This window comes from Streptomyces sp. NPDC046925, assembly GCF_040644915.1.
Classification (GTDB): domain Bacteria; phylum Actinomycetota; class Actinomycetes; order Streptomycetales; family Streptomycetaceae; genus Streptomyces.
On the sequence record NZ_JBEYWZ010000003.1, the window covers coordinates 43,387 to 66,549 of the forward strand.

Annotated in this window: 26 protein-coding genes and 1 riboswitch; of the genes, 12 read left to right on the plus strand and 14 right to left on the minus strand. The window is 72.2% G+C overall.

Going from position 1 to position 23,163, the window contains the following annotated elements:
- Positions 1 to 3: 3 nt before the first annotated feature.
- A complete protein-coding gene (locus ABZ906_RS13390) occupies positions 4 to 888 on the minus strand; it encodes an SDR family NAD(P)-dependent oxidoreductase (protein ID WP_361381564.1) in 885 nt (294 codons plus the stop codon).
- A 1-nt stretch (position 889) separates the two neighbouring features.
- Positions 890 to 1,687, minus strand: coding sequence for an acetoacetate decarboxylase family protein (locus ABZ906_RS13395; protein ID WP_361381567.1), 798 nt, complete (start codon positions 1,685 to 1,687; stop codon positions 890 to 892).
- A gap of 71 nt (positions 1,688 to 1,758) precedes the next feature.
- Between ABZ906_RS13395 and ABZ906_RS13400 the strand changes: the two genes are divergently transcribed.
- The 5 genes from ABZ906_RS13400 to ABZ906_RS13420 all read left to right on the plus strand — a co-directional run bounded on the left by ABZ906_RS13400 (position 1,759) and on the right by ABZ906_RS13420 (position 5,541).
- A complete protein-coding gene (locus ABZ906_RS13400; RefSeq protein ID WP_361188154.1) occupies positions 1,759 to 2,472 on the plus strand; it encodes a TetR family transcriptional regulator in 714 nt (237 codons plus the stop codon).
- Positions 2,473 to 2,503: 31 nt separating this feature from the next.
- Positions 2,504 to 3,511 carry a DEDDh family exonuclease gene (locus ABZ906_RS13405; protein ID WP_361188156.1) on the plus strand — a complete coding sequence of 336 codons (1,008 nt, stop codon included), beginning with the start codon at positions 2,504 to 2,506 and terminating at the stop codon, positions 3,509 to 3,511.
- Between the two features lie 90 nt (positions 3,512 to 3,601).
- Positions 3,602 to 3,835: a hypothetical protein gene (locus tag ABZ906_RS13410; RefSeq protein WP_361188159.1), complete on the plus strand. Its 234-nt coding sequence runs from the start codon at positions 3,602 to 3,604 to the stop codon at positions 3,833 to 3,835.
- A gap of 85 nt (positions 3,836 to 3,920) precedes the next feature.
- Complete coding sequence (locus ABZ906_RS13415; protein ID WP_361381570.1) at positions 3,921 to 4,712, plus strand: SURF1 family protein; 792 nt, start codon at positions 3,921 to 3,923, stop codon at positions 4,710 to 4,712.
- A gap of 73 nt (positions 4,713 to 4,785) precedes the next feature.
- Positions 4,786 to 5,541: an SDR family oxidoreductase gene (locus ABZ906_RS13420; protein ID WP_361381573.1), complete on the plus strand. Its 756-nt coding sequence runs from the start codon at positions 4,786 to 4,788 to the stop codon at positions 5,539 to 5,541.
- Positions 5,542 to 5,624: 83 nt separating this feature from the next.
- On the opposite strand, the gene amaP is transcribed toward ABZ906_RS13420, so the two are convergent.
- From amaP to ABZ906_RS13445, 5 genes are read right to left on the minus strand one after another with little or no spacing between them, the layout of a single operon-like run.
- On the minus strand, positions 5,625 to 6,203 hold the full coding sequence (amaP, locus tag ABZ906_RS13425; protein ID WP_361188167.1) for an alkaline shock response membrane anchor protein AmaP: 579 nt from the start codon (positions 6,201 to 6,203) through the stop codon (positions 5,625 to 5,627).
- Between the two features lie 5 nt (positions 6,204 to 6,208).
- Complete coding sequence (locus tag ABZ906_RS13430) at positions 6,209 to 6,895, minus strand: DUF6286 domain-containing protein (RefSeq protein WP_361381576.1); 687 nt, start codon at positions 6,893 to 6,895, stop codon at positions 6,209 to 6,211.
- The gene (locus tag ABZ906_RS13435; RefSeq protein WP_361188171.1) at positions 6,892 to 7,236 is read right to left on the minus strand and encodes a hypothetical protein; all 345 of its coding nucleotides are present in this window, start codon (positions 7,234 to 7,236) and stop codon (positions 6,892 to 6,894) included. Before ABZ906_RS13435 ends, ABZ906_RS13430 begins: the two co-directional genes overlap by 4 nt.
- 3 nt (positions 7,237 to 7,239) lie before the next feature.
- Positions 7,240 to 7,428, minus strand: a complete 189-nt coding sequence (locus tag ABZ906_RS13440) for a hypothetical protein (RefSeq protein ID WP_249590721.1) — start codon at positions 7,426 to 7,428, stop codon at positions 7,240 to 7,242.
- Between the two features lie 36 nt (positions 7,429 to 7,464).
- Complete coding sequence (locus tag ABZ906_RS13445; protein WP_361188173.1) at positions 7,465 to 7,962, minus strand: Asp23/Gls24 family envelope stress response protein; 498 nt, start codon at positions 7,960 to 7,962, stop codon at positions 7,465 to 7,467.
- A 93-nt stretch (positions 7,963 to 8,055) separates the two neighbouring features.
- Between ABZ906_RS13445 and ABZ906_RS13450 the strand changes: the two genes are divergently transcribed.
- Entirely contained in the window at positions 8,056 to 8,799 is a 744-nt protein-coding gene (locus tag ABZ906_RS13450; RefSeq protein ID WP_361381579.1) for a nucleopolyhedrovirus P10 family protein, read from the plus strand.
- A gap of 55 nt (positions 8,800 to 8,854) precedes the next feature.
- Here ABZ906_RS13450 and ABZ906_RS13455 read toward each other — a convergent pair whose 3' ends face one another.
- The 4 genes from ABZ906_RS13455 to ABZ906_RS13470 form a co-directional block, all read right to left on the minus strand.
- Positions 8,855 to 9,667, minus strand: coding sequence for an enoyl-CoA hydratase/isomerase family protein (locus ABZ906_RS13455; protein WP_361188176.1), 813 nt, complete (start codon positions 9,665 to 9,667; stop codon positions 8,855 to 8,857).
- A gap of 134 nt (positions 9,668 to 9,801) precedes the next feature.
- Positions 9,802 to 10,023 carry a helix-turn-helix domain-containing protein gene (locus ABZ906_RS13460; protein WP_055550175.1) on the minus strand — a complete coding sequence of 74 codons (222 nt, stop codon included), beginning with the start codon at positions 10,021 to 10,023 and terminating at the stop codon, positions 9,802 to 9,804.
- A gap of 393 nt (positions 10,024 to 10,416) precedes the next feature.
- Positions 10,417 to 12,015, minus strand: a complete 1,599-nt coding sequence (locus tag ABZ906_RS13465; protein ID WP_361381582.1) for an ABC-F family ATP-binding cassette domain-containing protein — start codon at positions 12,013 to 12,015, stop codon at positions 10,417 to 10,419.
- A gap of 94 nt (positions 12,016 to 12,109) precedes the next feature.
- A complete protein-coding gene (locus ABZ906_RS13470; protein ID WP_361381585.1) occupies positions 12,110 to 12,895 on the minus strand; it encodes a hypothetical protein in 786 nt (261 codons plus the stop codon).
- Between the two features lie 245 nt (positions 12,896 to 13,140).
- Here ABZ906_RS13470 and ABZ906_RS13475 point away from each other — a divergent pair, with 245 nt between their 5' ends.
- Positions 13,141 to 14,031: a neutral zinc metallopeptidase gene (locus tag ABZ906_RS13475; protein WP_361188183.1), complete on the plus strand. Its 891-nt coding sequence runs from the start codon at positions 13,141 to 13,143 to the stop codon at positions 14,029 to 14,031.
- A 16-nt stretch (positions 14,032 to 14,047) separates the two neighbouring features.
- On the opposite strand, the gene ABZ906_RS13480 is transcribed toward ABZ906_RS13475, so the two are convergent.
- The 3 genes from ABZ906_RS13480 to ABZ906_RS13490 form a co-directional block, all read right to left on the minus strand.
- On the minus strand, positions 14,048 to 15,373 hold the full coding sequence (locus ABZ906_RS13480) for a hypothetical protein (RefSeq protein ID WP_361381588.1): 1,326 nt from the start codon (positions 15,371 to 15,373) through the stop codon (positions 14,048 to 14,050).
- Positions 15,374 to 15,581: 208 nt separating this feature from the next.
- Positions 15,582 to 16,718, minus strand: a complete 1,137-nt coding sequence (locus ABZ906_RS13485) for an alpha/beta hydrolase (protein WP_361188187.1) — start codon at positions 16,716 to 16,718, stop codon at positions 15,582 to 15,584.
- Between the two features lie 136 nt (positions 16,719 to 16,854).
- Positions 16,855 to 17,562 (minus strand): class II aldolase/adducin family protein, encoded by a 708-nt coding sequence (locus tag ABZ906_RS13490; protein ID WP_361381591.1) that lies wholly within the window; start codon positions 17,560 to 17,562, stop codon positions 16,855 to 16,857.
- A gap of 175 nt (positions 17,563 to 17,737) precedes the next feature.
- Here ABZ906_RS13490 and ABZ906_RS13495 point away from each other — a divergent pair, with 175 nt between their 5' ends.
- The 5 genes from ABZ906_RS13495 to ABZ906_RS13515 all read left to right on the plus strand — a co-directional run bounded on the left by ABZ906_RS13495 (position 17,738) and on the right by ABZ906_RS13515 (position 23,110).
- Positions 17,738 to 18,478 (plus strand): lysozyme, encoded by a 741-nt coding sequence (locus ABZ906_RS13495; RefSeq protein ID WP_361381594.1) that lies wholly within the window; start codon positions 17,738 to 17,740, stop codon positions 18,476 to 18,478.
- A 203-nt stretch (positions 18,479 to 18,681) separates the two neighbouring features.
- The gene (locus ABZ906_RS13500; protein ID WP_361188194.1) at positions 18,682 to 19,962 is read left to right on the plus strand and encodes an inorganic phosphate transporter; all 1,281 of its coding nucleotides are present in this window, start codon (positions 18,682 to 18,684) and stop codon (positions 19,960 to 19,962) included.
- Between the two features lie 9 nt (positions 19,963 to 19,971).
- The gene (locus ABZ906_RS13505) at positions 19,972 to 20,208 is read left to right on the plus strand and encodes a hypothetical protein (RefSeq protein ID WP_361188196.1); all 237 of its coding nucleotides are present in this window, start codon (positions 19,972 to 19,974) and stop codon (positions 20,206 to 20,208) included.
- A 151-nt stretch (positions 20,209 to 20,359) separates the two neighbouring features.
- A riboswitch (cobalamin riboswitch) is annotated at positions 20,360 to 20,501 on the plus strand.
- A 123-nt stretch (positions 20,502 to 20,624) separates the two neighbouring features.
- Positions 20,625 to 21,563: a cobalamin biosynthesis protein gene (locus tag ABZ906_RS13510; RefSeq protein ID WP_361381597.1), complete on the plus strand. Its 939-nt coding sequence runs from the start codon at positions 20,625 to 20,627 to the stop codon at positions 21,561 to 21,563.
- Complete coding sequence (locus tag ABZ906_RS13515) at positions 21,563 to 23,110, plus strand: cobyric acid synthase (RefSeq protein WP_361381600.1); 1,548 nt, start codon at positions 21,563 to 21,565, stop codon at positions 23,108 to 23,110. The genes ABZ906_RS13510 and ABZ906_RS13515 overlap by 1 nt, the downstream gene beginning before the upstream one ends.
- The last annotated feature ends 53 nt before the right edge of the window (positions 23,111 to 23,163 follow it).

Below are 23,163 nucleotides of genomic sequence, written 5' to 3' on the forward strand. Positions count from 1 at the left end.
CCTTCAGTCCAGAATGAAGCTCTCCAGGTACGCCGGGTCGGCGCGGTCCAGCATCGACTGCGACCTGGCCTTGATCTGCCGGTCGCTGTGCTCGCTCCGCGGAAGCAGCCAGAAACGTCCGGCCTCGATCCCCTCCGCCACGAAGTCCGCGACCTCCTCGACCGGCGTGAAGGCCACCTCCTTGCCCGCGTCCTTCATCGCCGACTCCCACTGGTCGAGGCTGCGGTAAGGGGTTTTGCGGGGGCGGGACTTGGCATAGCGGTCGGGGCGGTTGCGGTGCGACTCCCACAGCCCGGTGCGCAGCATGTGCGGTCCCGGGAAGAGCACGGAGGCGCCCACCCGCGCGTGCTCCGCCTTCAGATGCGCGTACAGGGACTCCGTCATCGTCACGACGGCCGCCTTGGTCACCGCGTACACGGACGCCGTCGGCAGCGGTGCGATGCCGCCGTCACCGGAGGAGGTGTTGACGACATGGCCGGGCTCGCCGCCCGCGATCATCCGGGGCACGAAGGCCTGGATGCCGTGGAAGACGCCCCACACATTGACCTCGAACGCCCACTTCCAGTCGTTCGGCTCGTGCTCCCACATGCGGCCCTCGGCGCCCGAGCCGACACCCGCGTTGTTGCACAGCACATGGACGGCGCCGAACTTCTCGTACGCCGCTTCGGCGAGCGCGAAGACCTGCTCGCGTGAGCCGACGTCGACCACGCGCGCGTGCACGCTCGCCCCGTCCTCGCGAAGACCGGCCGCCGCCTTCTCCAGGGCGCCCTCCTCCACGTCCGCGAGGACCACCTTCAGGCCGTCCGCCGCGAACCGCCGCGCCATGGCGAGACCGATGCCGCTCGCCGCGCCCGTGACGACGGCGACCTGCCCTTCCCGCAACTCCATCTCAGACGCTCCCTTCGGGCGGACCGTCGAGGATCTGCTGCGGGTCGTCGTAGCGCTGGTGGATGTACGGAAGGAGCGCCTGCGCGCTGACCCGCTCGGCCACCCGGCCCTGCTGGTCGCTGGTCTTCTCGCCGATGGTGATCTCGACGACCGCGCGTACGGGGAGGTCGGCGACCGGGTCGTACATCGACTCGCGCAGGACGACGTCCCCGGTGATGCCCTCCAGCTTGCGCACCTTCTCGTTGCGCACGCAGTGCACGAGCACCGGGTCCGCGTCGAAACCCGAACCGTCCACCGCGGGCAGGAACTTGAAGTAGAAGTCCGTCTTCTGGACCGGATCGGGGATCGGCAGGGCGCCGCTGACCGCGCCGCGCACCTCCACGAAGGCGATGCCGTGCCGGGCAAGCCGGGCGCGGACGACCAGGCCGTCGCGCTCCACCTCGACCTCGCCCAGCTTCTTCGGCTCCCCGAAGACCTCACGCCCGCCGATCAGCGCCCGCTCGTGCGTCATCGGCATGACAAGGGGATACCAGCCCGCCACCCCGCCGTGCTCGGCGGCGACGGCCACCGAGCCCGCGCCGAGCGGATAGCCGGGCAGGTCGACCTTGCTTATGTTGGCCCGCACCAGCGGCCGACTGCCGGGCTTCAGCGGGGGCGGCAGGACGGCCGCCACCGCGTCCGGATCGCTCTCCCAGACGGCCACCACACCGGTGGACCAGATGTCGGGCAGCTTCGAACTCGCGGTGCGCGCGGCGGCGATCTCCGCCTCGGTGCGCGCTCCGTAACGTACGCGTGCCATGTCGTACCACCCTTCGTCAGGACTACAAGAGGTCTTGCGGGCGGTTCTGTAACACAGTTACAACAGGAGGCGTGAAGAGTGAAGAGACGCGTACGCATCCGGACCGGGAACGCGGGCATCTCGACCGGGAACAGGTCCTCGACGCCGCAACGGCCCTCGTGAAGCAGCACGGTCCGGCGGCCCTGACGATGCGCAGGCTCGCCGCCGAACTCGGCACCGCCGTCACCTCGATCTACTGGCACGTCGGCAACCGCGAATCGCTCCTGGACGCCCTCGTCGAGCGCACCCTCGCCGACCTCGGCGCGATCCGCCCCACCGGCCGCACCCCCGACCGGCGCATCGTCTCCGTGGCGCGCGCCCTGCGCCGGCAGCTGCGCGGCCACCCGCACCTCGTCGCGATGGTGCACGAACGCGGCCTCACCGAGCGGATGTTCCTGCCCGCCCAGCAGGTCCTGGTCCACGAGGTGCACGCGGCGGGCCTGCGCGGCACCCGCGCGGCCGACGCCGTACGCGCCGTGCAGGTCCACGTCGTCGGCCACCTCCTGGTCGAGCGGTACCGCGAACGCGCGCCCGTGCAACGGCCGGGCGAGGAGGAGCTGTGGGGCGCGCGGACAGCCGAACAGGACCCGGCGCTCGCCCGCGCGCTCGCCCGTCCCGCCGACCCCGAGGCACTGTTCACCATGTCGGTCAACGCACTGGTGTCCGGACTTCTGGGCCCCGGACCCGCGCCCGCCGGCGACGGAACCGGCCACGCGACCGACCCGCGCACCGGACCGGGGACCTGACTGTCAGTCGCGGCCCGTATCCTCATGGACCATGCTCGAAGACCAGACGACCGCAGCGTCCGCAGCCACCTGGCCGGCCGCGTACCCAACGGGGTACGCGGTCGTCGACGTCGAGACCACAGGCCTCGCCCGCGACGACCGCATAGTGTCGGCTGCCGTCTACCGCGTGGACGCCCGGGGCGAGGTGGAGGACCACTGGTACACGCTGGTCAACCCCCAGCGCGATCCCGGACCCGTCTGGATCCACGGCCTCACCAGCGAGCTCCTCGCCGACGCGCCGCTCTTCAAGGACATCGCCGCCGAGTTCGCGGCGCGCCTCGCCGACCGCGTCCTGGTCGCGCACAACGCCGTCTTCGACTGGTCGATGATCGCCAGGGAGTACGCACGCGCGGAGCTCACCGCCCCCGTGCGCCAGCGCCTGTGCACCATCGCCCTCTCCAAGGAGCTGCGGCTCCCGCTGCCCAACCACAAGCTGGAGTCGCTCGCCGCGCACTTCGGCGTCGAACAGCGCCAGGCGCACAACGCCCTGGACGACGCCCGCGTGCTCGCCGAGGCGTTCCGCCCCAGCCTCAAGGCCGCGGCAAGCGGCGGGGTGCGGCTGCCGCTCCTGGAGTGCCTGCCGCTCACCGAGTGGTCCGACGGGGCGCCCCGCATCGTCCGCCAGCCCACCGGACCGGGTTCCGCCTCCTCCTCATACTCCTCGTACGGGCCGGGTAGTTGGCGCCCCTCGCGCAAGCGGCCCGCCTGCCCGTACCCCAACCCGGGTCGGTATGAAACGGGCAAACCACTCCAGCAGGGCATGCGTGTCGCGTTCTCCGGCGACACCTCCGTCGAGCGCGAGCTCCTGGAGGACCGCGCGGTCGAGGCCGGTCTGCACATCGCGACGAGCGTGTCGCGGCTGACCAGCCTCCTCGTCACGAACGACCCGGATTCGGGCACCTCCAAGACCGTGAAGGCACGCTCCTTCGGCACCCCCGTCATCGACGAGGCCGCGTTCGGCCAGCTCCTCCAGGACGTCGCTCCGGCGGCGGAGGGCTGAGCCGCCCGGCGGGTGTCAGACGGGTGATTGTCGGCCCGGCTCCCGCCTGCTTGCTCGCATGCGGGCGTCTCGCGTCCCACCCTGTGGCGCATGGCACGTTGCGAGGTCTGCGGAAACGACTACGGCATGTCCTTCGAGGTGCACGCGCAAGGCGCGGTGCACGTCTTCGACTGCTTCTCCTGCGCCATTCACCGCATGGCGCCCATCTGTGAGCACTGCCGGTGCCGGATCATCGGCCAGGGCGTGGAGGTGCAGGAGAAGTGGTACTGCGGTGCGCACTGCTCGCGCGCGGAGGGGGAGGTGGGCATCGTCGACAGGGTGTGACCCCGGTCTCCGACCGACCGGTCCCCCTCACTGCCCGGAGCACCCCACTCCCCCGCACCCCATGGCCGAGTTGTACCGTCATGGGGTGTACCGCTTCCTGTTGACCCGGCAGTGGGTGATCCTTACCCTCATCGGCCTCGTTCTCATCCCCACGATGATCGAGCTGGGCTTCTGGCAGTTGCACCGCCACGAGCACCGCGTCGCGCAGAACGCGGAGATCTCGAAGGCGCTGGACGCCGAGCCGGTCCCGGCCGAGCAGCTGACCTCACCCGGTCACTCCATCGAGGACTCCGAGCGCTACCGCAGGGTGAGCGCGCACGGCACGTACGACACGAAGGACGAGGTCGTCGTGCGGCGCCGCACGAACTCCGACGAGGAGATCGGCTTCCACGTCCTGACCCCGTTCGTCCTCGACAATGGCAAGGTCCTGCTCGTCAACCGGGGCTGGATCCCGGCGAACGGGCCGCAGACCGAGTTCCCGAAGGCCCCCGCGGCGCCCAAGGGCAAGATCACCGTCACCGGCCGCCTGATGGCCGACGAGACGTCCGCGCAGAGCGGCATCAAGGACGTCCAGGGGCTGCCGGACCGTCAGATCATGCTGATCAGCAGCGGGCAGCAGGCGCACAGCCTCGGCAAGGAGGTGCTCGGCGGCTATGTCGAGCTGACCGCGCCGGAGCCCGCGGGGGACTCCCCCCAGCTGATCGGCGAGCCCGAGCACGGTGACATCGGCCCGCACATGGCGTACGCCGTGCAGTGGTGGCTGTTCTGCACGGGCGTCCCCATCGGCTGGGTTGTCCTGGTGCGCAGGGAGGTGCGGGACCGCCGCGCGGCCGCCGCGGAGGCGCCGGCGCCGGAGGCCGCGCCCGCTTCGGTGTAGCTCCGCCGCGTTCGCGTTCCGCCGTCCCGTTCCGGCCTCGCGTTCCGCCCTCGCGAGGCGGCAGGATAGGGCCATGGATCTTGGACTGAAGGACCGCGTCTACGTCATCACCGGCGCCACCCGTGGCCTGGGCAACGCCGCCGCGCGTGCGCTGGTCGCGGACGGCGCGAAGGTAGTGATCACCGGCCGGGACGAGAAGACGGTCGCCGAGGCGGCGGGCGAGCTCGGCGACAACGCCCGCGGCATCGCGGCGGACAACGCCGATCCGGCCGTCGCCGACCGGCTCATCGCCGCGGCGCGCGAGCATTTCGGGCGTTTCGACGGTGTGCTGATCAGTGTCGGCGGGCCCGCGCCGGGCTTTGTCGCCGACAACACGGACGAGCAGTGGGAGTCGGCCTTCGAGTCGGTCTTCCTCGGGGCGGTCCGTCTTGCCCGCGGCGCGGCGGCGGAGCTCGGCGAGGGAGGCGTCATCGGCTTCGTCCTCTCGGCGTCCGTGCACGAGCCGATTCCGGGGCTGACCATCTCCAACGGGCTGCGGCCCGGGCTCGCGGGCTTCGCGAAGTCGCTCTCCGACGAGGTCGGGCCGCGGGGCATCCGTGTCGTCGGGCTGCTTCCGTCCCGTATCGACACCGACCGGGTGCGGCAGCTCGACGGTCTCTCCGCGGACCCCGAGGCGACCAGGGCGGGCAACGAGTCGCGCATTCCGCTGCGGCGGTACGGAACTCCGGAGGAGTTCGGGCAGACCGCGGCGTTCCTGCTCTCGCCCGCGGCGTCCTACCTGACGGGGATCATGCTGCCGGTGGACGGCGGGGCACGGCACGGGTTCTGACCCCCGTACTCACCCCCGTACCCGATGACTTCGAGCGCCGGGCGGGCCGGAACATCCGGCCCGCCCGGCCTTTGAGGACGAGGTCAACTGACCCGCTCCGCCCGATGCTTCACACCCCTCAGCTGCACCACCGCGGGCAGCCGGTCGAGGCCCGCCGAATCCCTCGCGTGGGCCAGCGCCTGAGCGGAGAGCAGGTGCAGCGCCTCCCCCGGCGTCGCGTGGGGCTCCAGTTGCAGGGACACCCGCGCCTCCGGAGCGTTGCGGCGCCCCGTCAGGGAGACCGCGGCCCGCTGCACGCCCTCCAGGGACTCCGCCTCTCCCACCAGCACGTTCTCCAGGGCCCGCCCGCGCAGCAGCGCCCCCTCGCCGTCCCCGGTCTCCACGAGCACCTCGGCCAGCCTCCGCCGCCGGAACTGCGCAACGAGCCACCACAGGGCGAGCAGCAGACACACCGCGAGTACGGCGATGATCGTGGGCCAGAACCAGCCCTCGTCCCGCCACCGGTCCCGGTCCGCGTCGCTGAGCAGGACGTCACGCTTCCCGTCGTGGATCCACCACGACGGCGGCGACACCCCGAGCCCGACGGCGAGCACCGAGCCGCCGCCGAGCACGAGCACCAGGCCGATCAGGCCGAGGACCACACGATTGACCGTCTTCAGCATCGCGCTCACCCCTTCCTGCCGGGTCGCGCCACCCGCACCGAGAGCGCGGGACCGCGGCCAAGACCCAGGTCCCTGATGCCGTCGGCCAGCGTGGCGTCCAGGTCGCCGCGTACGTCGTCGAGTTCACGGAAGTGCGAGACGGCGCGGACGTCCACCTTGGAGCGCTTCATGCGGACCCGCACCGACTGCACGCCGGACACGTCCATCGCCCGGTCCCGCAGCACCATCGCGGCGGCGCCCCGGTGCAGCCCCGCGCGGACGTCGGGGTGCTCGCGCCGCATCGCGAGGACCGCCCGGAGGCCGGGGGTCGCGGCGAGCACGATCAGCCACACCCCGGCGGCCACGGCGACCCCGGCGCCAACGAGCACCCAGGTGTCCTTCAGCGGCCGCTCGGCGAGTTCGCGGGCGAGGTCGCCGCGCCACGCCATGGCGGAGTGCCCGGCCCGCACCGCCGCGATGTCGTACAGCAGGAGCCCCGCGCCGCCGAGGAGCAGCAGCGCGAGGACGGCGGAGGGCACGCGCCGCGGCGACCAGAAGCGGGTCGCCTTCGTGTCGTCGGCCAGCGTGGGCGGCGGGTCGTACGACGCCGCGGACGCCGACTGGTCGAGTTCGCTCTCGGCGCGTTCGACGACGGGCACCGGCTGTGTGCCGCCCGCGCCCCCCGCCGCATGAGCCCCCTGGGCCTCGCTCATCGCGTCCTCCCCTGTGCGGCGCCGTGCACGTGTGCCGAGTGCAGCCGCTCGACCTGGACCGCGACCTCGGGCACTTCCATTCCCGCCAACGCCTTTACCCGCTCGGCGACTTGGCGACGCACCGCGCCGCACTGCCCGCCGATGTCCGAGGGGTACTCGAGATCGACGCTGACGCGTACACGGGCGACATCGTGGCGGACGGTGACGGTCGCGTGCGGCGGTGAGCCGTTCGCGGGGACCCGGCTCAGCGCCTCACGTGCCGCCTGTGCCGCGATCTTCGCGACGACCCGGTCGGCGATCCTGGTCGCGCCGCGCTCCCCCGGCGCGATCTGCGCCCCCACGGCTCACCGCCGCCGGTCGTCGCCACGGGTACGGAAGAAGTCGCCGAGCTCCAGGTCCCCCTCGAGGAACCGGCCCGCGACAAACCCTATGGCGCCCAACGCGGCCACCAGCAGAAACGCCCCGAACCCGCCGAAGTACCCGGCGAAGCCGAGTGCCATTCCGGCCACCATGCCGATCACGGCCATGCTCATCGTGCGCTCCTAGAGTTTGCGCTCACGGCGACAGCATTACTGAAGGCGGCCTTGCGGCTCATCGTCTTCCTCGTCCGGGAGCTTCACGTCGCTCACCGCGATGTTCACCTCGACGACTTCGAGCCCCGTCATGCGCTCGACCGCCGAGATGACGTTCTCCCGCACGGCGCGCGTGACGTCCGCGATCGAGACGCCGTACTCGACGACGATCTCCAGGTCGAGTGCCGTCTGCACCTCGCCGACCTCGGCCTTCACGCCGCGCGAGACGGACTTGGAGCTCGAACCGCCGGGCACCCGGTCGCGTACGGCGCCGAACGTCCTGGCGAGTCCGCCGCCCATGGCGTGCACGCCGACGACATCGCGGGCCGCGAGCCCGGCGATCTTCTCGACGACACCGTCCGCGATGGTGGTGCGCCCGCGGGTGGCGGGGTCGCCGCCGCCCCTCCTGGTCGAGCCGCTCTTCCCCGTCGCCTCGTCGGGTGACTCCTTCGCGAGGGTCTCCTGGGGCCGGTTCCGCTGTCCGGTGTCACTCATCGCCGTCTGTCCCTTTCGAAAGGGGATCTGCTCCTTCGCCCACACTAAGTGCGGTTCCGTCCGCGCGCGCCCGGGATGCGGCAGGCTGGCCCAATGACCGGTGACGGATGGACCGAAGCGGTACGGCGGCAACTCGGCCTCGGGCGAGTTCTTCCTCTGGGCGGCCCCGGTGACGGAGCCTGGCTGACCGAGGCATGCGCGGGCGGGGTGCTGCGCCGTGCGGCGGATCAAGTGAGCGGTGTACGTGTCGGTGACCTGCGCCTCGCGCTCGCCGATCCGTCGAAGGCGGACGTCTCCTCGGTGCCGTCACCGCCGAGCGCGCTGCCACCGGGCCCGCTGCGGATCACGGCGGAGTTCGCGGCCGAGCCGACCGAGCCGCTTCCCGCGGCGGCGGCCCGGCTGCGCAAGGCGCTGTTCGCGGCGGCCGACGAACACCTGGGCCTGGTCGTCGACGAGGTGGACCTCAGCGTGACGACGCTGCTCGACGCGGGGCAGGCCCCCGTCGGCGTACCGCTGGACGCGCCGGAGGCGCAGGCTCCGCCGGACGGGTCGCGGGCGGCGTCCAAGAGCGGGGACGAGGCCCGCGCGGCGAGTGCGGCGCTGGCCGTGCCGGGCGTGCGGCGGCTGACCGGCGCCCTGGGCGGGCTGGGCCGCGCGGTGCACATCGACGAGTTGCCGACGACGGACACCGCGCTGCCGCGCCGCCACGCGCGCGTGGAGGTGGCGACGGACCGCGGGCACCGCGCCCTGGACGTGGCGCTCGCGGTCCGCACGGCGGTCGGCGAGGCGCTGCGGGACCACCCTTCGGTGGCCGTTCTGGTCACCGCGGTGGAGTGAGCAACAGGTAACCGCGGTGGAGTGAGGAACACGCGACCGCGGTGGAGTGGCGTCGTCAGTCGCCGAGTCCCGCCAGGTCCCGCAGGCGGCGCCCCTGCGCGGCACGCTCGGCGGTGCGCTGCTCCTCGTAGGTGCGTCCGGCGACGCCCTGGAGGAGGGCCTTGGTCTCGATGACGGCGTCGCGCGGCGCGGCGAGCAGTGCCGCCGCCAGGTCGCGCACGGACGCGTCGAGTTGGTCGGCGGGCACGACGAGGTTGGCCAGGCCCACCCGCTCGGCTTCGGGCGCGTGGACGAAGCGCCCGGTGGCGCAGATCTCCAGCGCGCGGGCGTAGCCGACAAGCCCCACGAGGGGGTGCGTGCCGGTGAGGTCGGGCACCAGGCCCAGGCTGGTCTCGCGCATGGCGAACTGCACGTCGTCGGCGGCGATGCGCAGGTCGCAGGCGAGCGCGAGCTGGAAGCCCGCACCGATGGCATGGCCCTGCACGGCGGCGATGGACACGATGTCACTGCGCCGCCACCAGGTGAACGCCTCCTGGTACTCCGCGATCGTCGCGTCGAGGACGTCGTCCTCACCGCGCGCCAGATCGATGAACGACGGCTCACCGTCGAAGCCCTCGGGCGTGAACGCCTGGCGGTCGAGGCCCGCGGAGAAGGACTTGCCCTCACCGCGGAGCACGACGACACGGACACTGCCCGGCAACAACCGGCCTGCCTCGGCCAACGCCCTCCACAGCGCGGGAGATTGGGCGTTGCGCTTGGCCGGGTTGGCCAGCGTCACCGTGGCGACGGCCTCGTCGACAGTCAGGCGTACGCCGTCCTTGTCGAGTACCGGTGCGGATCCGCCGAGTTCACTGCCGGGCGAAACCATAGGAGCCTCCGATGGTGGTGTGCAGTCGGTCGGGACGCGCGGACGCGCCCTTAAGTGACTGCACAGTAACCACCCGACCGATCAGTGGATCGACCGGGTGGTCACCGTCGGAGCCGGTGAACCGCCCGCAGCCGTCAGCCGGCTGCGGCCTTCTTGCCTCGCGTCGCCCCGCCGCGTCCCCGCAGCGTGACTCCGGACTCGCTGAGCATGCGGTGCACAAAACCGTACGAACGGCCGGTCTCCTCGGCCAACGCCCGGATGCTCGCACCGCCGTCGTACTTCTTCTTCAGGTCTGCCGCGAGCTTGTCGCGCGCGGCGCCGGTTACCCGGCTGCCCTTCTTCAGAGTCTCGGCCACCCGTGCCTCCTCATGGGAAGTGCGCTCTGGACTTCTCATGATCACCCCTCTCGGGCTTCCTGGCCACCCATTCGGCAAGGTCCGTACGACGAGGTTTCCCGCCAGGGCAAGCGACACCACGAGCGGAATTAACGATTCCGTGTGCCGAATTCCATACGGCTGAATGGGTTGAGCGCAGAAGTACCAGGTCAGCGAGGTGCCGGGCGAGAAACGCCGCCGAGGCCACGAGCCGCGAGGAAATCCGTGTATCCCACACTTCGGTACGAGGAGACCTCACACAGATGAAGGATCACGGATCGGCCGAATGATCCATACGCAGTGGATCAGTTATTCGATCAACCAATGTGGACACATCGGCGGACACGTCGGAGCCCCGCGCGGGCACCGCCGGGATCAGGCGAGCGCGACCAGATCGGCGTAGTCCTGGCCCCACAGGTCCTCGACTCCGTCGGGCAGCAGGATGATCCGCTCCGGCTGGAGCGCCTCCACCGCGCCCTCGTCGTGCGTGACGAGGACGACCGCGCCCTTGTAGGTGCGCAGGGCGCCGAGGATCTCCTCGCGGCTCGCCGGGTCGAGGTTGTTGGTGGGCTCGTCCAGGAGCAGCACGTTGGCGGAGGAGACGACCAGGGTCGCCAGGGCCAAGCGGGTCTTCTCGCCGCCGGACAGGACGCCCGCGGGCTTGTCGACGTCGTCGCCGGAGAAGAGGAACGAGCCGAGCGTCTTGCGCACCGCCACCAGGTCGAGGTCGGGGGCGGCCGAGCGCATGTTCTCCAGGACTGTGCGGTCCGGGTCGAGGGTCTCGTGCTCCTGGGCGTAGTAGCCGAGCTTGAGGCCGTGGCCCTCGATGACCTGCCCGGTGTCGGGCTTCTCGGCGCCGCCGAGGAGCCGCAGGAGCGTGGTCTTGCCCGCGCCGTTGAGGCCGAGGATGACCACGCGTGAGCCCTTGTCGATGGCCAGGTCGACGTCGGTGAAGATCTCCAGGGAGCCGTACGACTTGGAGAGGCCCTCGGCCATCAGCGGCGTCTTGCCGCAGGGCGAGGGGTCCGGGAAGCGCAGCTTGGCGACCTTGTCGCTCTGGCGCACCTCCTCCAGGCCCGCGAGGAGCTTGTCGGCGCGCTTGGCCATGTTCTGGGCGGCGACGGTCTTGGTGGCCTTGGCGCGCATCTTGTCGGCCTGCGAGTGGAGCGTCGCGGCCTTCTTCTCGGCGTTCTGGCGCTCGCGCTTGCGGCGCTTCTCGTCGGACTCGCGCTGCTGCTGGTAGAGCTTCCAGCCCATGTTGTAGACGTCGATCTGGGCGCGGTTGGCGTCCAGATAGAAGACCTTGTTGACGACCGTCTCGACCAGCTCGACGTCGTGGGAGATCACGATGAAGCCGCCGCGGTAGGACTTGAGGTAGTCCCGGAGCCAGACGATGGAGTCGGCGTCGAGGTGGTTGGTCGGCTCGTCGAGCAGGAGCGTGTCGGCGTCCGAGAAGAGGATGCGGGCCAGCTCGACGCGGCGGCGCTGACCGCCGGAGAGCGTATGGAGGGGCTGGCCGAGCACGCGGTCGGGGAGGCTGAGCGCGGCGGCGATGGTGGCGGCCTCGGCCTCGGCGGCGTACCCGCCCTTGGTGAGGAACTCCGTCTCCTGGCGCTCGTACTGCTTCATCGCCTTGTCGCGGGTGGCGCCGGAGCCGTTGGCGATGCGCTGTTCGTTCTCGCGCATCTTGCGGATCAGGGTGTCCAGGCCGCGGGCGGAGAGGATGCGGTCGCGCGCGAGCACGTCCAGGTCGCCGGTGCGGGGGTCCTGCGGGAGGTAGCCGACCTCTCCGCCGCGGCTGATGGTGCCGCCGGCCGGGACGCCCTCGCCCGCGAGGCACTTGGTGAGCGTGGTCTTGCCCGCTCCGTTGCGCCCCACCAGGCCGATGCGGTCGCCCTTGGCGATACGGAAGGTGGCGTTCTCGATGAGGATGCGGGCGCCGGCGCGCAGCTCGATGCCGGAAGCGGTGATCACGGACAGACTCCTGGGCAGGGGTGGGTATGGACGGCGGACGTTATGAAGGCGATCACGCCGTCTAATGCACGAGGAGAATGGCCATGGCCCAATTCTAACGGTGCGATGCAAGCTCTTTTTCTGCCCCGGTTCGTACGTCGCCCAAGCCGCCGCCCGGCAGCTCGTTGCCCAGGGGCGTTCGCCGGGGCACGATCCGGCCGAGGTCGTCCACGGCGATCAGCTGTGAGGTCCACGGCGTCGCCGCGTCGCCGCAGGGCTGGGCGACCATCAGGGCGTCGCGGTGGCGCACGGAGCGGGCGGGTTCGAAGGCGCAGCCGGGCTCGGCGGGCAGCACCCAGCGCAGGTCACCGTCGGCGCTGCGGTAGGCGGCGATGCGCTGCGGGGTGACGACGGCCAGCATGCGGCCGCGGGGATCGAGCCGGTTGAGGACCCCGGCGGCTCCGCGGGCGGCCGGGGTGCGCAGCCAGGCGGCGCTGCCGGGAATGGCGCGGTGCCAGCGCACCGCGCTGCCGTCGGCGCGCACGGTGTCGGTGACCAAACCGTCGTCCCAGAGCGTGACGGCGTGCTCCGGGGCGGGCAGCAGGGCGAGCGGACGGGCGCCTTCGCGCCGGTACGTCCAGCGCGGGCGGCCCGTCGCCCTGTCGTACGCCTCGACCGCGCGGCCCCTGGTGCGCAGACCGGGGTCGGCCGCACCGGCGTCCACGCGCGCGTGGACGCTGACGTGGTCTCCGTAGGGGGCCGGTCGTGAGTGGTGGGCGGCGGTGATGAGCGGCAGGGCGAGGAGGCCGAGGACCACAGGGAGCGCGAGCCGGGAACCGCGGCGGGCGGGCATCGGTCGCACCGGCCCGGATCCGGACGTCCCGAACGGCACTACGGACACGATGCCCCCCTCTTCGGCATCTCTGCCGGTACCTCTGCCCACGCGACAGGCGCAGAGCGTAGCGGCGGCGTCACCGTACGGGCCCGGGCGGCGGCCGCGACACGGCGCGCGGATCGGCCGGGGTCCCCCGTTCGGACCCCCGTCCGGCGCCGCGCGAGGTCGGGCATATCAGGATGAAGGCGCCGACATCTCGGCACAGGGCGACGAGACGCCGCCCCGGATGCGAGGCGGAGGGTGGTGCGCCCATGCAGTTCGACGACGACGCCGATCTGGACACGTCCGAGGTGCAGGACGTGCGGAACAGCCGGATTCCCGGCGGCAAGGCGACGGTCGGCGGCGGCATCGCGGGCCTGATCGCGCTGGTCCTGGGGCTGCTCTTCGGGGTCGGCCCTGACCAGCTCGGCCTCTCCTCGGGCAACGAGGAGCCCGCCGCCACCTCCTCGTCCCTCGCGCAGGTCCAGCAGAGCTGCCGTACGGGCCAGGACGCGAACACCAAGGACGACTGCCGGATGGTGGCCGTGGTCAACAGCGTGCAGGACTACTGGCGCCCCGAGTTCCAGCGCAGGAAGGGGACCTACTCCCCCGCGCCGACCGTCCTCTACACCAGCCGGGTGGGCACGGCGTGCGGCGCCGCGTCGTCGGCGGTCGGCCCCTTCTACTGCCCCGGTGACCGGAAGGTCTATCTGGACCTGGGCTTCTTCGAAGAGCTGCGGACCAAGTTCGGCTCCAGCGGCGGCCCCTTCGCGCAGGCGTACGTCGTGGCGCACGAGTACGGGCACCACGTGCAGAACCTGATGGGGACCCTTGAGCGCTCGCAGGACGGGCGTACGGGGCAGAACAGCAACGCCGTGAAGGTGGAGCTGCAGGCCGACTGCTACGCGGGTGTCTGGGCGCGGCACGCGACCCGTACCGCCGACGACAAGACGGGCAAGCCGCTGATCACCAGCCTCGACGACGCGGACATCCGCGAGGGCCTGGACGCGGCGGCCGCGGTGGGCGACGACCGCATCCAGGAGAAGTTCCAGGGCCGGGTCACCCCGGAGTCCTGGACGCACGGCTCGGCCGAGCAGCGGCAGCAGTGGTTCTACCAGGGCTACCGCACCGGCGACATGGGGCAGTGCAACACCTTCCGGTGAGGCGCCCGACCGCGGGTCAGACTCCCCCGGTGTGCACCTGGAAGGCCGCTCGGCGCACGGCCTTGGCCAGCGCCGGGTCGGGGTGGGCCGCGGCAAGCGCCACCAGGACCTGCACGGTGCGGGGATGCCCGATGCGCCGGACCTCGTCCAGGAGCGCGGGCACCGTGGGCTGCACCGCGGACTCCAGGTGCCGGACGAGCAGATGGGTCTCCCCGTGGTCGGCGACCGCCGCCGCGGTGTCGACCCACAGCCACGTCGACTCGTCCCGCGTCAGGACGAGATGGACGTCCTCGGGGTCGGCGCCCTCCTGCTCGGCGAGCCAGATGAGGGCGTAGGGCCGCAGGGAGGTCTCGTCCACGACGGCCCGCACCTCCGCCTCGGCGGGGGCTCCGACGACCCGCAGGGCCTCGAAGGCGAGGCCGCGCAGGAGGGCGTCCTCGCCGCGGGCGGCGTCCAGGAGCTCGGAGACGGCGCTGCCGACGGGGCGGGCCGCCAGCCAGGCGCGGTACTCGGAGCGGGCCGCGTTCGGGCGCAGCCGTGCGCAGCCGCGGAGCATGTCGTCGGCGGACTGCTCGATGTTGCCCGCCGGGCTCTGCGCGGCCACGCAGATCTGCTCCAGCTTGACCCAGACGGCCCAGCTGCCGAGCGGTGTGAGCGTGGCCTGTCCTTCGGCGTACGTCAGCGCGCCGACGGCGGCGAGGCCGCGCAGCGCCCAGTCCAGGAGGGCGGAAAGGGAGGGGGTGTCCTCCGGGTCGACCGGCTCGGGCTGCGGGCCGTAGGGGATCTCGCAGCGCTCGGTGCGCAGTTCGGTGACGCGCTGGTCCAGGAGGTCGAGGAGCTGCGGCACGGGCACGGGGCCCGCGGAGAGCTGCAGCAGGGTCAGGAGCTGCGGCATGGCCTCGACGGTCTCGGCCACGGTGGCGGGCGCCAAGTCGCGGGAGGCGGCGTGCGCGAGCGACCAGGCGTCGAAGAGGGCGACCCAGCCGCGCAGCACGGCGGCGTCGTCGCGGTCCCAGGCACGCAGCCGCCAGCCGGGGCGGGCGCTGTCGCCGTGCACCTCGATGAGGCCCGCGAGGCGTGCGGTGTCCCAGTCGGCGCGCACCTGATCCGGGGTCAGCGCCAGTTCCTGCGCCGCGCGTTCGGCGGTGGCGGCGGAGAGGGTGCCCCTGCCGTCCGGCTCGGCTCCGGCGCGGTCGCGTCCCGGGCGCAGCGAGGTGTCGGCCCAGCGGGCGACGCGGACGGCGTCGGCGAGGCGCCCCCGCGCCATCCTGGCCAGCTCGCCGGGGGCGGGTGTGCCCTCGGGCGGCCGGGGTGCGGGACGGCGTGCGCGCTGCTGCGTCACGGCGCCGGGGGTGGTCAGGGGCCGCGCCGCACCGCGCTCCGTCCCCGCTCGCCTCTCGGCCCTGGGGGATTGAGCGCGGACGAGTCGGAGCCTTGAGTCGCGCGGGATACGGGACGTCACGGGAGCAGTCTTCCTGTTGACGGTCCGAAAACCCAAACGGAATGCTTCCGCGGGGCTTCGGAGCGCTGCCCCGTGGGGCTCCCGCGCGCTACATGAGGGGCGTGAGGAAGCGCCGCAGCGCCTCTTCATACCCTGCGGGGTCGGCGTTCCACATGGCTCCGTGGGGCGCATCCGGAACGGTGTGGAGAGTGACCAGTTCCGGGCGCCTCGCCGCCAGTTGGCGCGACGGCGTCCAGGGGGCGATCACGTCGTCGGGGCCGTGGAAGAGGAGCGTGGGGACCGTGAGCACCCCGGGGTCCGCGGTCTCCAGGATGCGGTCGCCGCGCAGCCCCGTGCGGCCCTGTGCGGCGCGCACGGCGAGCGGCAGCAGGAGCCCCGGCGTGCGCCGGGCGGCGGCGAGCGCGCGCAGGGTGGTCTCCCAGTTGAGGACCGGGGAGTCCAGGACGAGTCCGCTGATCCTCTCGCGCAGGGCCGAGTGCGCGGCGGCGTGCAGGGCCATGGCGGCGCCCGTGGACCAGCCGTGCAGGATCACGTTCCGGGCTCCGTGCCGCACGGCGTAGCGGATGGCGGCGTCCAGGTCGCGCCACTCGGTCTCGCCGAGGTGGCCGAGGCCGTCCGGGGAGCGGGGCGCGCCGATGTCGCCGCGGTAGGCGATGTCGAGCACCGGGAACTGCTGGTGGTGCAGGAAGTCCATGACGACCATGGGGTGCTCGCGGGTCGTGCCGAGGCCGTGCACGGTGATCACCCAGGTGTCGCGGATGCCCGGCACGAACCAGGCGGGCAGGCCGCCGAGTTCGCCGGGGATGTCGATGTCCGCGTGGTCGATGTCCAGGGCGGCGTGCGGGTCGCCGATGTGGACCTGCGGGGTGAGCCAGACCTTGTCGCCGGGTTCCAGGGTGCCGTGCGTGACGCGCTCCAGGCGGCGTACGACGGTGTCCGCCTCGTGCGGTACGTGGTCCAGGACGGGGCCGATCACGGCGTGGCTGCCGTTGCCGCTGAGGCCGTACGTGCCGGGGCGCAGGCTCGCGAGGGCGCGGGTCAGGGTGATCTGTCCCGCGGCGATCGCGTGGACCGTGAGGCGGGGCTCGGTCGGCAGCGGCCGGCCCGCCGGCGGCTTCAGGGCCGCGTTGCTGGCGAACCGGCCCGCGGCGACGGCGGCTGCGCCGCCCAGGAGGGCGGTCGTGACGGCGGTGACGGCCGTTGCCGTCGCTTTGGCTGGGCGCACCTGCCCAGTGTCCGGCGGGCGGGTGGCCACGGCCAGTGGGCGTAGCCCGCGGGGTGACGTCATGTCGTCCGGCTACCCGCAGGTGATGCGCTGAATCCGTGGCCGCGCGGGACGAGACCGCCGTGGCGGCGGCCCCTCACCGTTGGCCGTATCCCCGCAGCCTGTCCTCCGCTTCCCGCAGCTGTCCCGCGGACAGGAGGGTCGGGGCGTGGCCCGGCACCGCGCTGGCCGTCAGCCACAGGCGGGACATCCACTCCAGCTGGGCCGTGCGGTCGTAGGCCTGGTCCAGGGTGTCGCCGTAGGTGATGGTGCCGTGGTTCTGGAGCAGGCAGCCCGTGCGCTCCCCGAGGGCCCGGAGCATGTTCTCGGCCAACTCGTCGGAGCCGTAGGGGGCGTACCGGGCGACCCGGACCGGGCCGCCGAGTGCGGCCGCCATGTAGTGGATGGGCGGGAGCTCGGGGACGAGGGTGGAGACGGCGGTGGCGTGCACCGCGTGGGTGTGAACCACGGCTCCGGCGTGCGTGGTGCGGTAGACCGCCAGGTGCATGGGCAGTTCGCTGGTGGGGGCGAGGTGGCCGAAGAGCTGGTTGCCGTCCTCGTCGACGCCGACCGCGTCCTGCGGTCCCAGGCGGTCGTACGGCACTCCGCTCGGGGTGACCAGGATCGTCCCGCCGACGCGTACCGAGACGTTGCCCGACGTGCCGACCACCAGGCCGTCCGTCACCGTCCTGCGGGCCGCGGCCACCAGCTCGCCCCACGCCCGCCCGATCGCCTCCGGCCGGTCATCGCCCCGCTCCTGCCGGTCATCGCCCCGCCGGCCCGTCACGCCCCGCTGCTCCGTCATGCCGCGATCCTGCCAGCCAGGGGCCGCGGCACCGTAGTGCGGAGCCCGGGAGTCCGTAAGGGCCAAATACGCATACATACCCCCCTGGGGGTGATTGGCCGGTGATCGACCGGCATTCGATGATCTTCCAGTACTCTCCGGAAGATTTGTCCCGCACGTCGCCATAGGGGGAAATATGGCTCGTGACCACACACCGTCCCGCCGTCGCGCCCGCGTCATCGCGGCCTCGGCGGCGACTCTGGCTCTGGGGGTGAGTGCCGCCGCCGAGATTCCGGTTTCGGCGGCGGGCAAGCCGAGGGGGCACGACGTCTCCTCGCACCAGAAGCACGTCAACTGGAAGAAGGCGAAGGCCAAAGGCGCACGTTTCGTCTACGTCAAGGCCACCGAGTCCCACACGTACCGCAACCCTCGCTTCAGGCACCAGTACAACGGCTCCCGCAACGCGGGCCTCATCCGCGGCGCGTACCACTTCGCGGTGCCGAGCAAGTCGTCGGGCAAGAAGCAGGCCAGGTACTTCATGAAGCACGGCGGGCGGTGGCGGGCGGACGGCCGGACGCTGCCGCCCGCGCTCGACATCGAGCGCAATCCGTACGGCAAACGCAAGTGCTACGGCATCGGCAAGGCGGGCATGGTCAACTGGATCAAGTCCTTCAGCGACGAGGTGAAGCGGCAGTCGGGGCGGCGCCCCGTGATCTACACGACCACCAACTGGTGGAACGACTGCACAGGCGGCAGCCGCGCCTTCGGATCGACGCACGCGCTGTGGCTCGCGCACTGGTCGCCGACGTCGGGGAAGCTGCCGAGGGGCTGGTCGTACCTCACGTTCTGGCAGCACGACAACGGCGGCAGACTGCCGGGTGACCAGGATCTCTTCAACGGCTCGATGACACAGTTGAAGAGGTTCGCCCGGGGGTAGTCCGAGGGGTCGCGCCGACCCGCTGGAAGCCCGGATTCCGGGCCTCGTGACGCCGCTCCGGTCGATCTTCGTCAGGGCCATGACGGAACCGGAGTGGCGGCGCCCCAGATTGGGTCACCGCACGGCCCGACCCAGTTCACTTTCCGTTCACCCTGCTTGCCTACGTTCCACTTGCCACTGACGTCCAACAGAAGCCTGGGTAAATGGAACACATCACGCTTCTCCTCGGGATCGTGATCGTTACCGCTCTCGTGTTCGATTTCACGAACGGTTTCCACGACACAGCCAACGCGATGGCCACAACCATCTCGACCGGCGCCCTCAAGCCCAAGACGGCGGTGGCCATGTCCGCCGTGCTGAATCTCGTCGGCGCATTCCTGTCGGTCGAAGTCGCCAAGACGATCTCTGGCGGCATCGTCAACGAGGACGGGCTCAAAACAGAGGTGATCTTCGCCGCCCTGGTGGGCGCGATCCTCTGGAATCTGTTGACCTGGCTGGTGGGCCTGCCCTCCAGCTCCTCCCACGCACTCTTCGGCGGCCTCATCGGCGCCGCGGTCATGTCGATGGGCTGGTCGTCGATCGACGGCGGCACCGTCGTCACCAAGATCCTGATCCCCGCGATCGCCGCGCCCCTGGTGGCCGGCATCGCCGCGACGCTGGCCACGCGCCTGACGTACCGCATCGGGCGCAACACCGACACCAAGGCGACCGCCAAGGGCTACCGCGCCGGTCAGATCGCCTCCGCGGGCCTCGTCTCGCTGGCCCACGGCACGAACGACGCGCAGAAGACCATGGGCATCATCACGCTCGCCCTGATCACCGGCGGCGTCCTGAACCCCGGCGCCAACCCCCCGATGTGGGTCATCGTCTCGGCCGGTGTCGCCATCGCGCTCGGCACCTACCTCGGCGGCTGGCGCATCATCCGCACCATGGGCAAGGGCCTCACCGACCTCGCGCCGCAGCAGGGCTTCGCCGCCCAGACCAGCGCCGCGACCGCGATCCTCGCCTCCTCGCACATCGGCTTCTCGCTCTCCACCACCCAGGTCTGCTCGGGCGCCGTGATGGGCGCGGGCCTCGGCCGCAAGGGCGGTGTGGTCCGCTGGTCCACGGCGACCCGCATGTTCGTCGCCTGGGGCCTCACGCTCCCCGCCGCCGGTCTGGTCGGTGCGGGCGCCGAGTTCCTCACAAAGCAGGGCCCCTGGGGCGTCGGGGCGACCGCGGCGCTTCTGGTGATCGGCTCCGCCGTCATCTGGACGCTGTCCCGGCGCAACGCCGTCGACCACACGAACGTCGCCGACGACGAGATCGGCGGCGCCCCTGCCGCCGAGCCCGCCGGTGTCGTGACCACCGCGATGGCCGCCGTCACGCCGCCGCCCACCGGCTCGGCCGTGACGACCTCGGACGTCGACCACGTCAAGACCACCATCCCGGCCCCGGCCCCGACCGGCACCGTGGCGGACCCCGCCCGGCCCGCCACGGTGTAAGGACTCAGCATGAACATCGACTGGGCAGCTCTCGGCTCCGTCTTCGGAGTCAGCCTCGCGGTGACGGTGGCCCTGGTGGGTCTGTTCACCCTCGGCATCGTCGGCCTCTCCAAGCACGAGGCGGCGACATCCGGCGCGACCGCCGCCACGGGCGGCTCCCCCGCGACGGCGCGCGCGGGAGCGTACGCCTGCTTCGCGCTCTGCGCGGCGGCAGTGGCGTACGGGATCTATCTGATCGTCGCCTGACGATCGCAGCTCCGGGCGGGGTGCGGGACGCTTCGGCGACCCGCACCCCGCCTTCGTGCGTGGGCCCGGCCGCGAGCCCGGCGGTGGGCCCGGCTGTGGGCCTCGGCACACTCTCCCGTCCCAGGTCAACGGCAAGTTGACGGGCGTACGCGGGCGTGGTGGACTTCCCCGAGCCATTACGGCGGCAGAAGAGGAAGCCGGTGCGAATCCGGCGCGGTCCCGCCACTGTCATCGAGGAACTGCTCAGCCGGTCCCCCGAAAGCCAGGAACTCTCGCCGCCGATCTCGTCGAATCAGGGCGCGGACACCCTGAGTGAGGACATATCGCCATGCGCGGCCGCCCGTTGCCGGTTTCTGTGCCCCTGCCCGTCCGGGTCGGGCTCCTCGCTCCCTTCCTCGTACCGGCCGGCTGAAGCCATGAGTGCCGATCGCGACTTCGCGTACGGCGCCGCCGCCGGCCTCCTCGGTGATCTGTTCCTCGGCGATCCCCGCCGCGGGCATCCGGTCGCCGTGTTCGGTCGGGCCGCGGGTGCCGTCGAGCGTGTGCTGTGGCGTGACCACCGCGGGTGGGGCGCCCTGCATGCCGTGGTGTGCGCCGGGGGCGCGGCCGGTGCCGCCGCCCTGGCCTCTTCTCTCGTACGCGACTCACGCGCCGCCTCCGTCGCGCTGACCGCCGCCGCCACCTGGGCCGTGGTCGGCGGGACCTCCCTTGGACGCGAGGCGCGGGCCATCGGCGGGGCGCTCGCCGCCGGAGACGTCGAGGTCGCCAGGGAGCGCCTGCCGCATCTGTGCGGGCGGGATCCGCAGGCCCTCGACGCCGACGGCATCGCGCGGGCCGTGGTCGAGTCCGTCGCCGAGAACACCTCCGACGCGGTGGTCGGCGCCCTGGTGTGGGGCGCGCTCGGCGGGGTGCCGGGGCTCGTCGGCTTCCGGGCAGTGAACACGCTCGACGCCATGGTCGGGCACAAGTCCGTGAAGTACCGGCGCTACGGATGGGCCTCCGCGCGCCTCGACGACGTCCTGGGGTGGCCGGGTGCCCGGCTCACCGCCGTCCTCGCCGCTGCCGCCGGGGATGCGCCGCGGGGCGCCGTGCGGGCCTGGCGTGCGGACGCCGCCAAGCATCCGAGCCCCAATGCGGGGCCCGTGGAGGCCGCCTTCGCGGGGGCGTTGGGGGTAAGGCTCGGGGGGAGCCTCTCGTACGGAGGCCGGGTCGAGCACCGGCCCGTCCTGAACGGGGACGGGCGCGGCGTCGAAGTCGCCGACATCGAACGGGCCGTGAAGCTGTCGCGCCGGGTGGGGCTCCTTGCCCTGGGCGTCGCGGCAGCGGTGAGCACCATACGGAAGGGCGGGGCGTGATGAGGGGTGGGCTGCTCGTCGCCGGCACCACGTCGGATGCCGGCAAGAGCGTGATCACCGCCGGGATCTGCCGGTGGCTGGCCCGTAAAGGGGTCTCCGTCGCGCCGTTCAAGGCGCAGAACATGTCGCTCAACTCCTTCGTCACGCGCGAGGGCGCGGAGATCGGGCGGGCCCAGGCCATGCAGGCGCAGGCCGCCCGGGTCGAGCCGAGCGCGCTGATGAACCCCGTACTGCTCAAGCCGGGCAGCGACCGCAGCAGCCAGGTCGTCCTCATGGGCAAGCCCGTGGGCGAGATGAGCGCGCGCGGGTTCTTCGGGGGGTCTGGGGGGTCGTCCCCCGGGAAAGGGCTGCACGGGGGGCGCCAGGAGCAGTTGCTCTCCACCGTCGTGGGATGCCTCGAAGAACTCCGGGGCAGCTATGACGCCGTGATCTGCGAAGGCGCGGGCAGTCCCGCCGAGATCAATCTGCGGCGCACGGACATCGTGAACATGGGCATCGCGCGGGCCGCCCGCTTCCCCGTCCTGGTCGTCGGCGACATCGACCGCGGGGGCGTCTTCGCGTCCTTCTTCGGGACCACAGCGCTGCTGAGCGCCGAGGACCAGGAGCTGGTCGCGGGGTATCTCGTCAACAAGTTCCGGGGCGACGTCTCGCTGCTCGAACCCGGGCTCGACATGCTCAAGGACCTCACCGGGCGGCGCACGTTCGGCGTGCTGCCGTTCCAGCACGGCCTCGGCATCGACGAGGAGGACGGCCTGCGGGTGTCCCTGCGGGGTGCCGTACGGGAGTCCGTCGTCGCTCCCCCGGTCGGCGAGGACGTGCTGCGGGTCGCGGTCTGTGCCGTGCCGCTGATGTCGAACTTCACGGACGTGGACGCGCTGGCCGCCGAACCCGGTGTCGTCGTGCGGTTCGTGGACCGCGCCGAGGAACTCGTCGACGCCGATCTCGTGGTCGTACCCGGCACGCGCGGCACCGTCCGCGCCTTGGAGTGGCTGCGCGAGCGGGGCCTCGCGGACGCCATCGCGCGGCGCGCCGCAGAGGGGCGCCCCGTGCTCGGGATCTGCGGCGGCTTCCAGGTGCTCGGCGAGCACATCGAGGACGAGGTGGAGTCACGCGAGGGCGCGGTGGACGGGCTCGGTCTGCTGCCCGTGCGCGTGCGCTTCGAGCGGGAGAAGACCCTCGCCAGGCCGGTCGGCGAGGCCCTCGGCGAACCCGTCGAGGGGTACGAGATCCATCACGGCGTCGCCGAAGTCCTGGGCGGAGAGCCCTTCCTGGACGGCTGCCGGGTGGGCGAGGTGTGGGGCACGCACTGGCACGGCTCCCTGGAGAGCGACGCGTTCCGGCGCCGCTTCCTGGCCGAGGTCGCCCGCGCCGCGGGCCGCCGCTTCGTGCCCGCGCCCGACACCAGCTTCGGCGCGCTGCGCGAGGAGCAGCTCGACCTGCTCGGCGACCTGATCGAGCACCACGCGGACACCGACGCGCTGCTGCGCCTGATCGAGACCGGCGCCCCCTCCGGCCTCCCCTTCATCGCACCCGGGGCGCCCTCATGACCGGCGGAGCGGGGCGGGCGAGATCCGCTGCCCGCTGCCCCGCCCGGAACCAC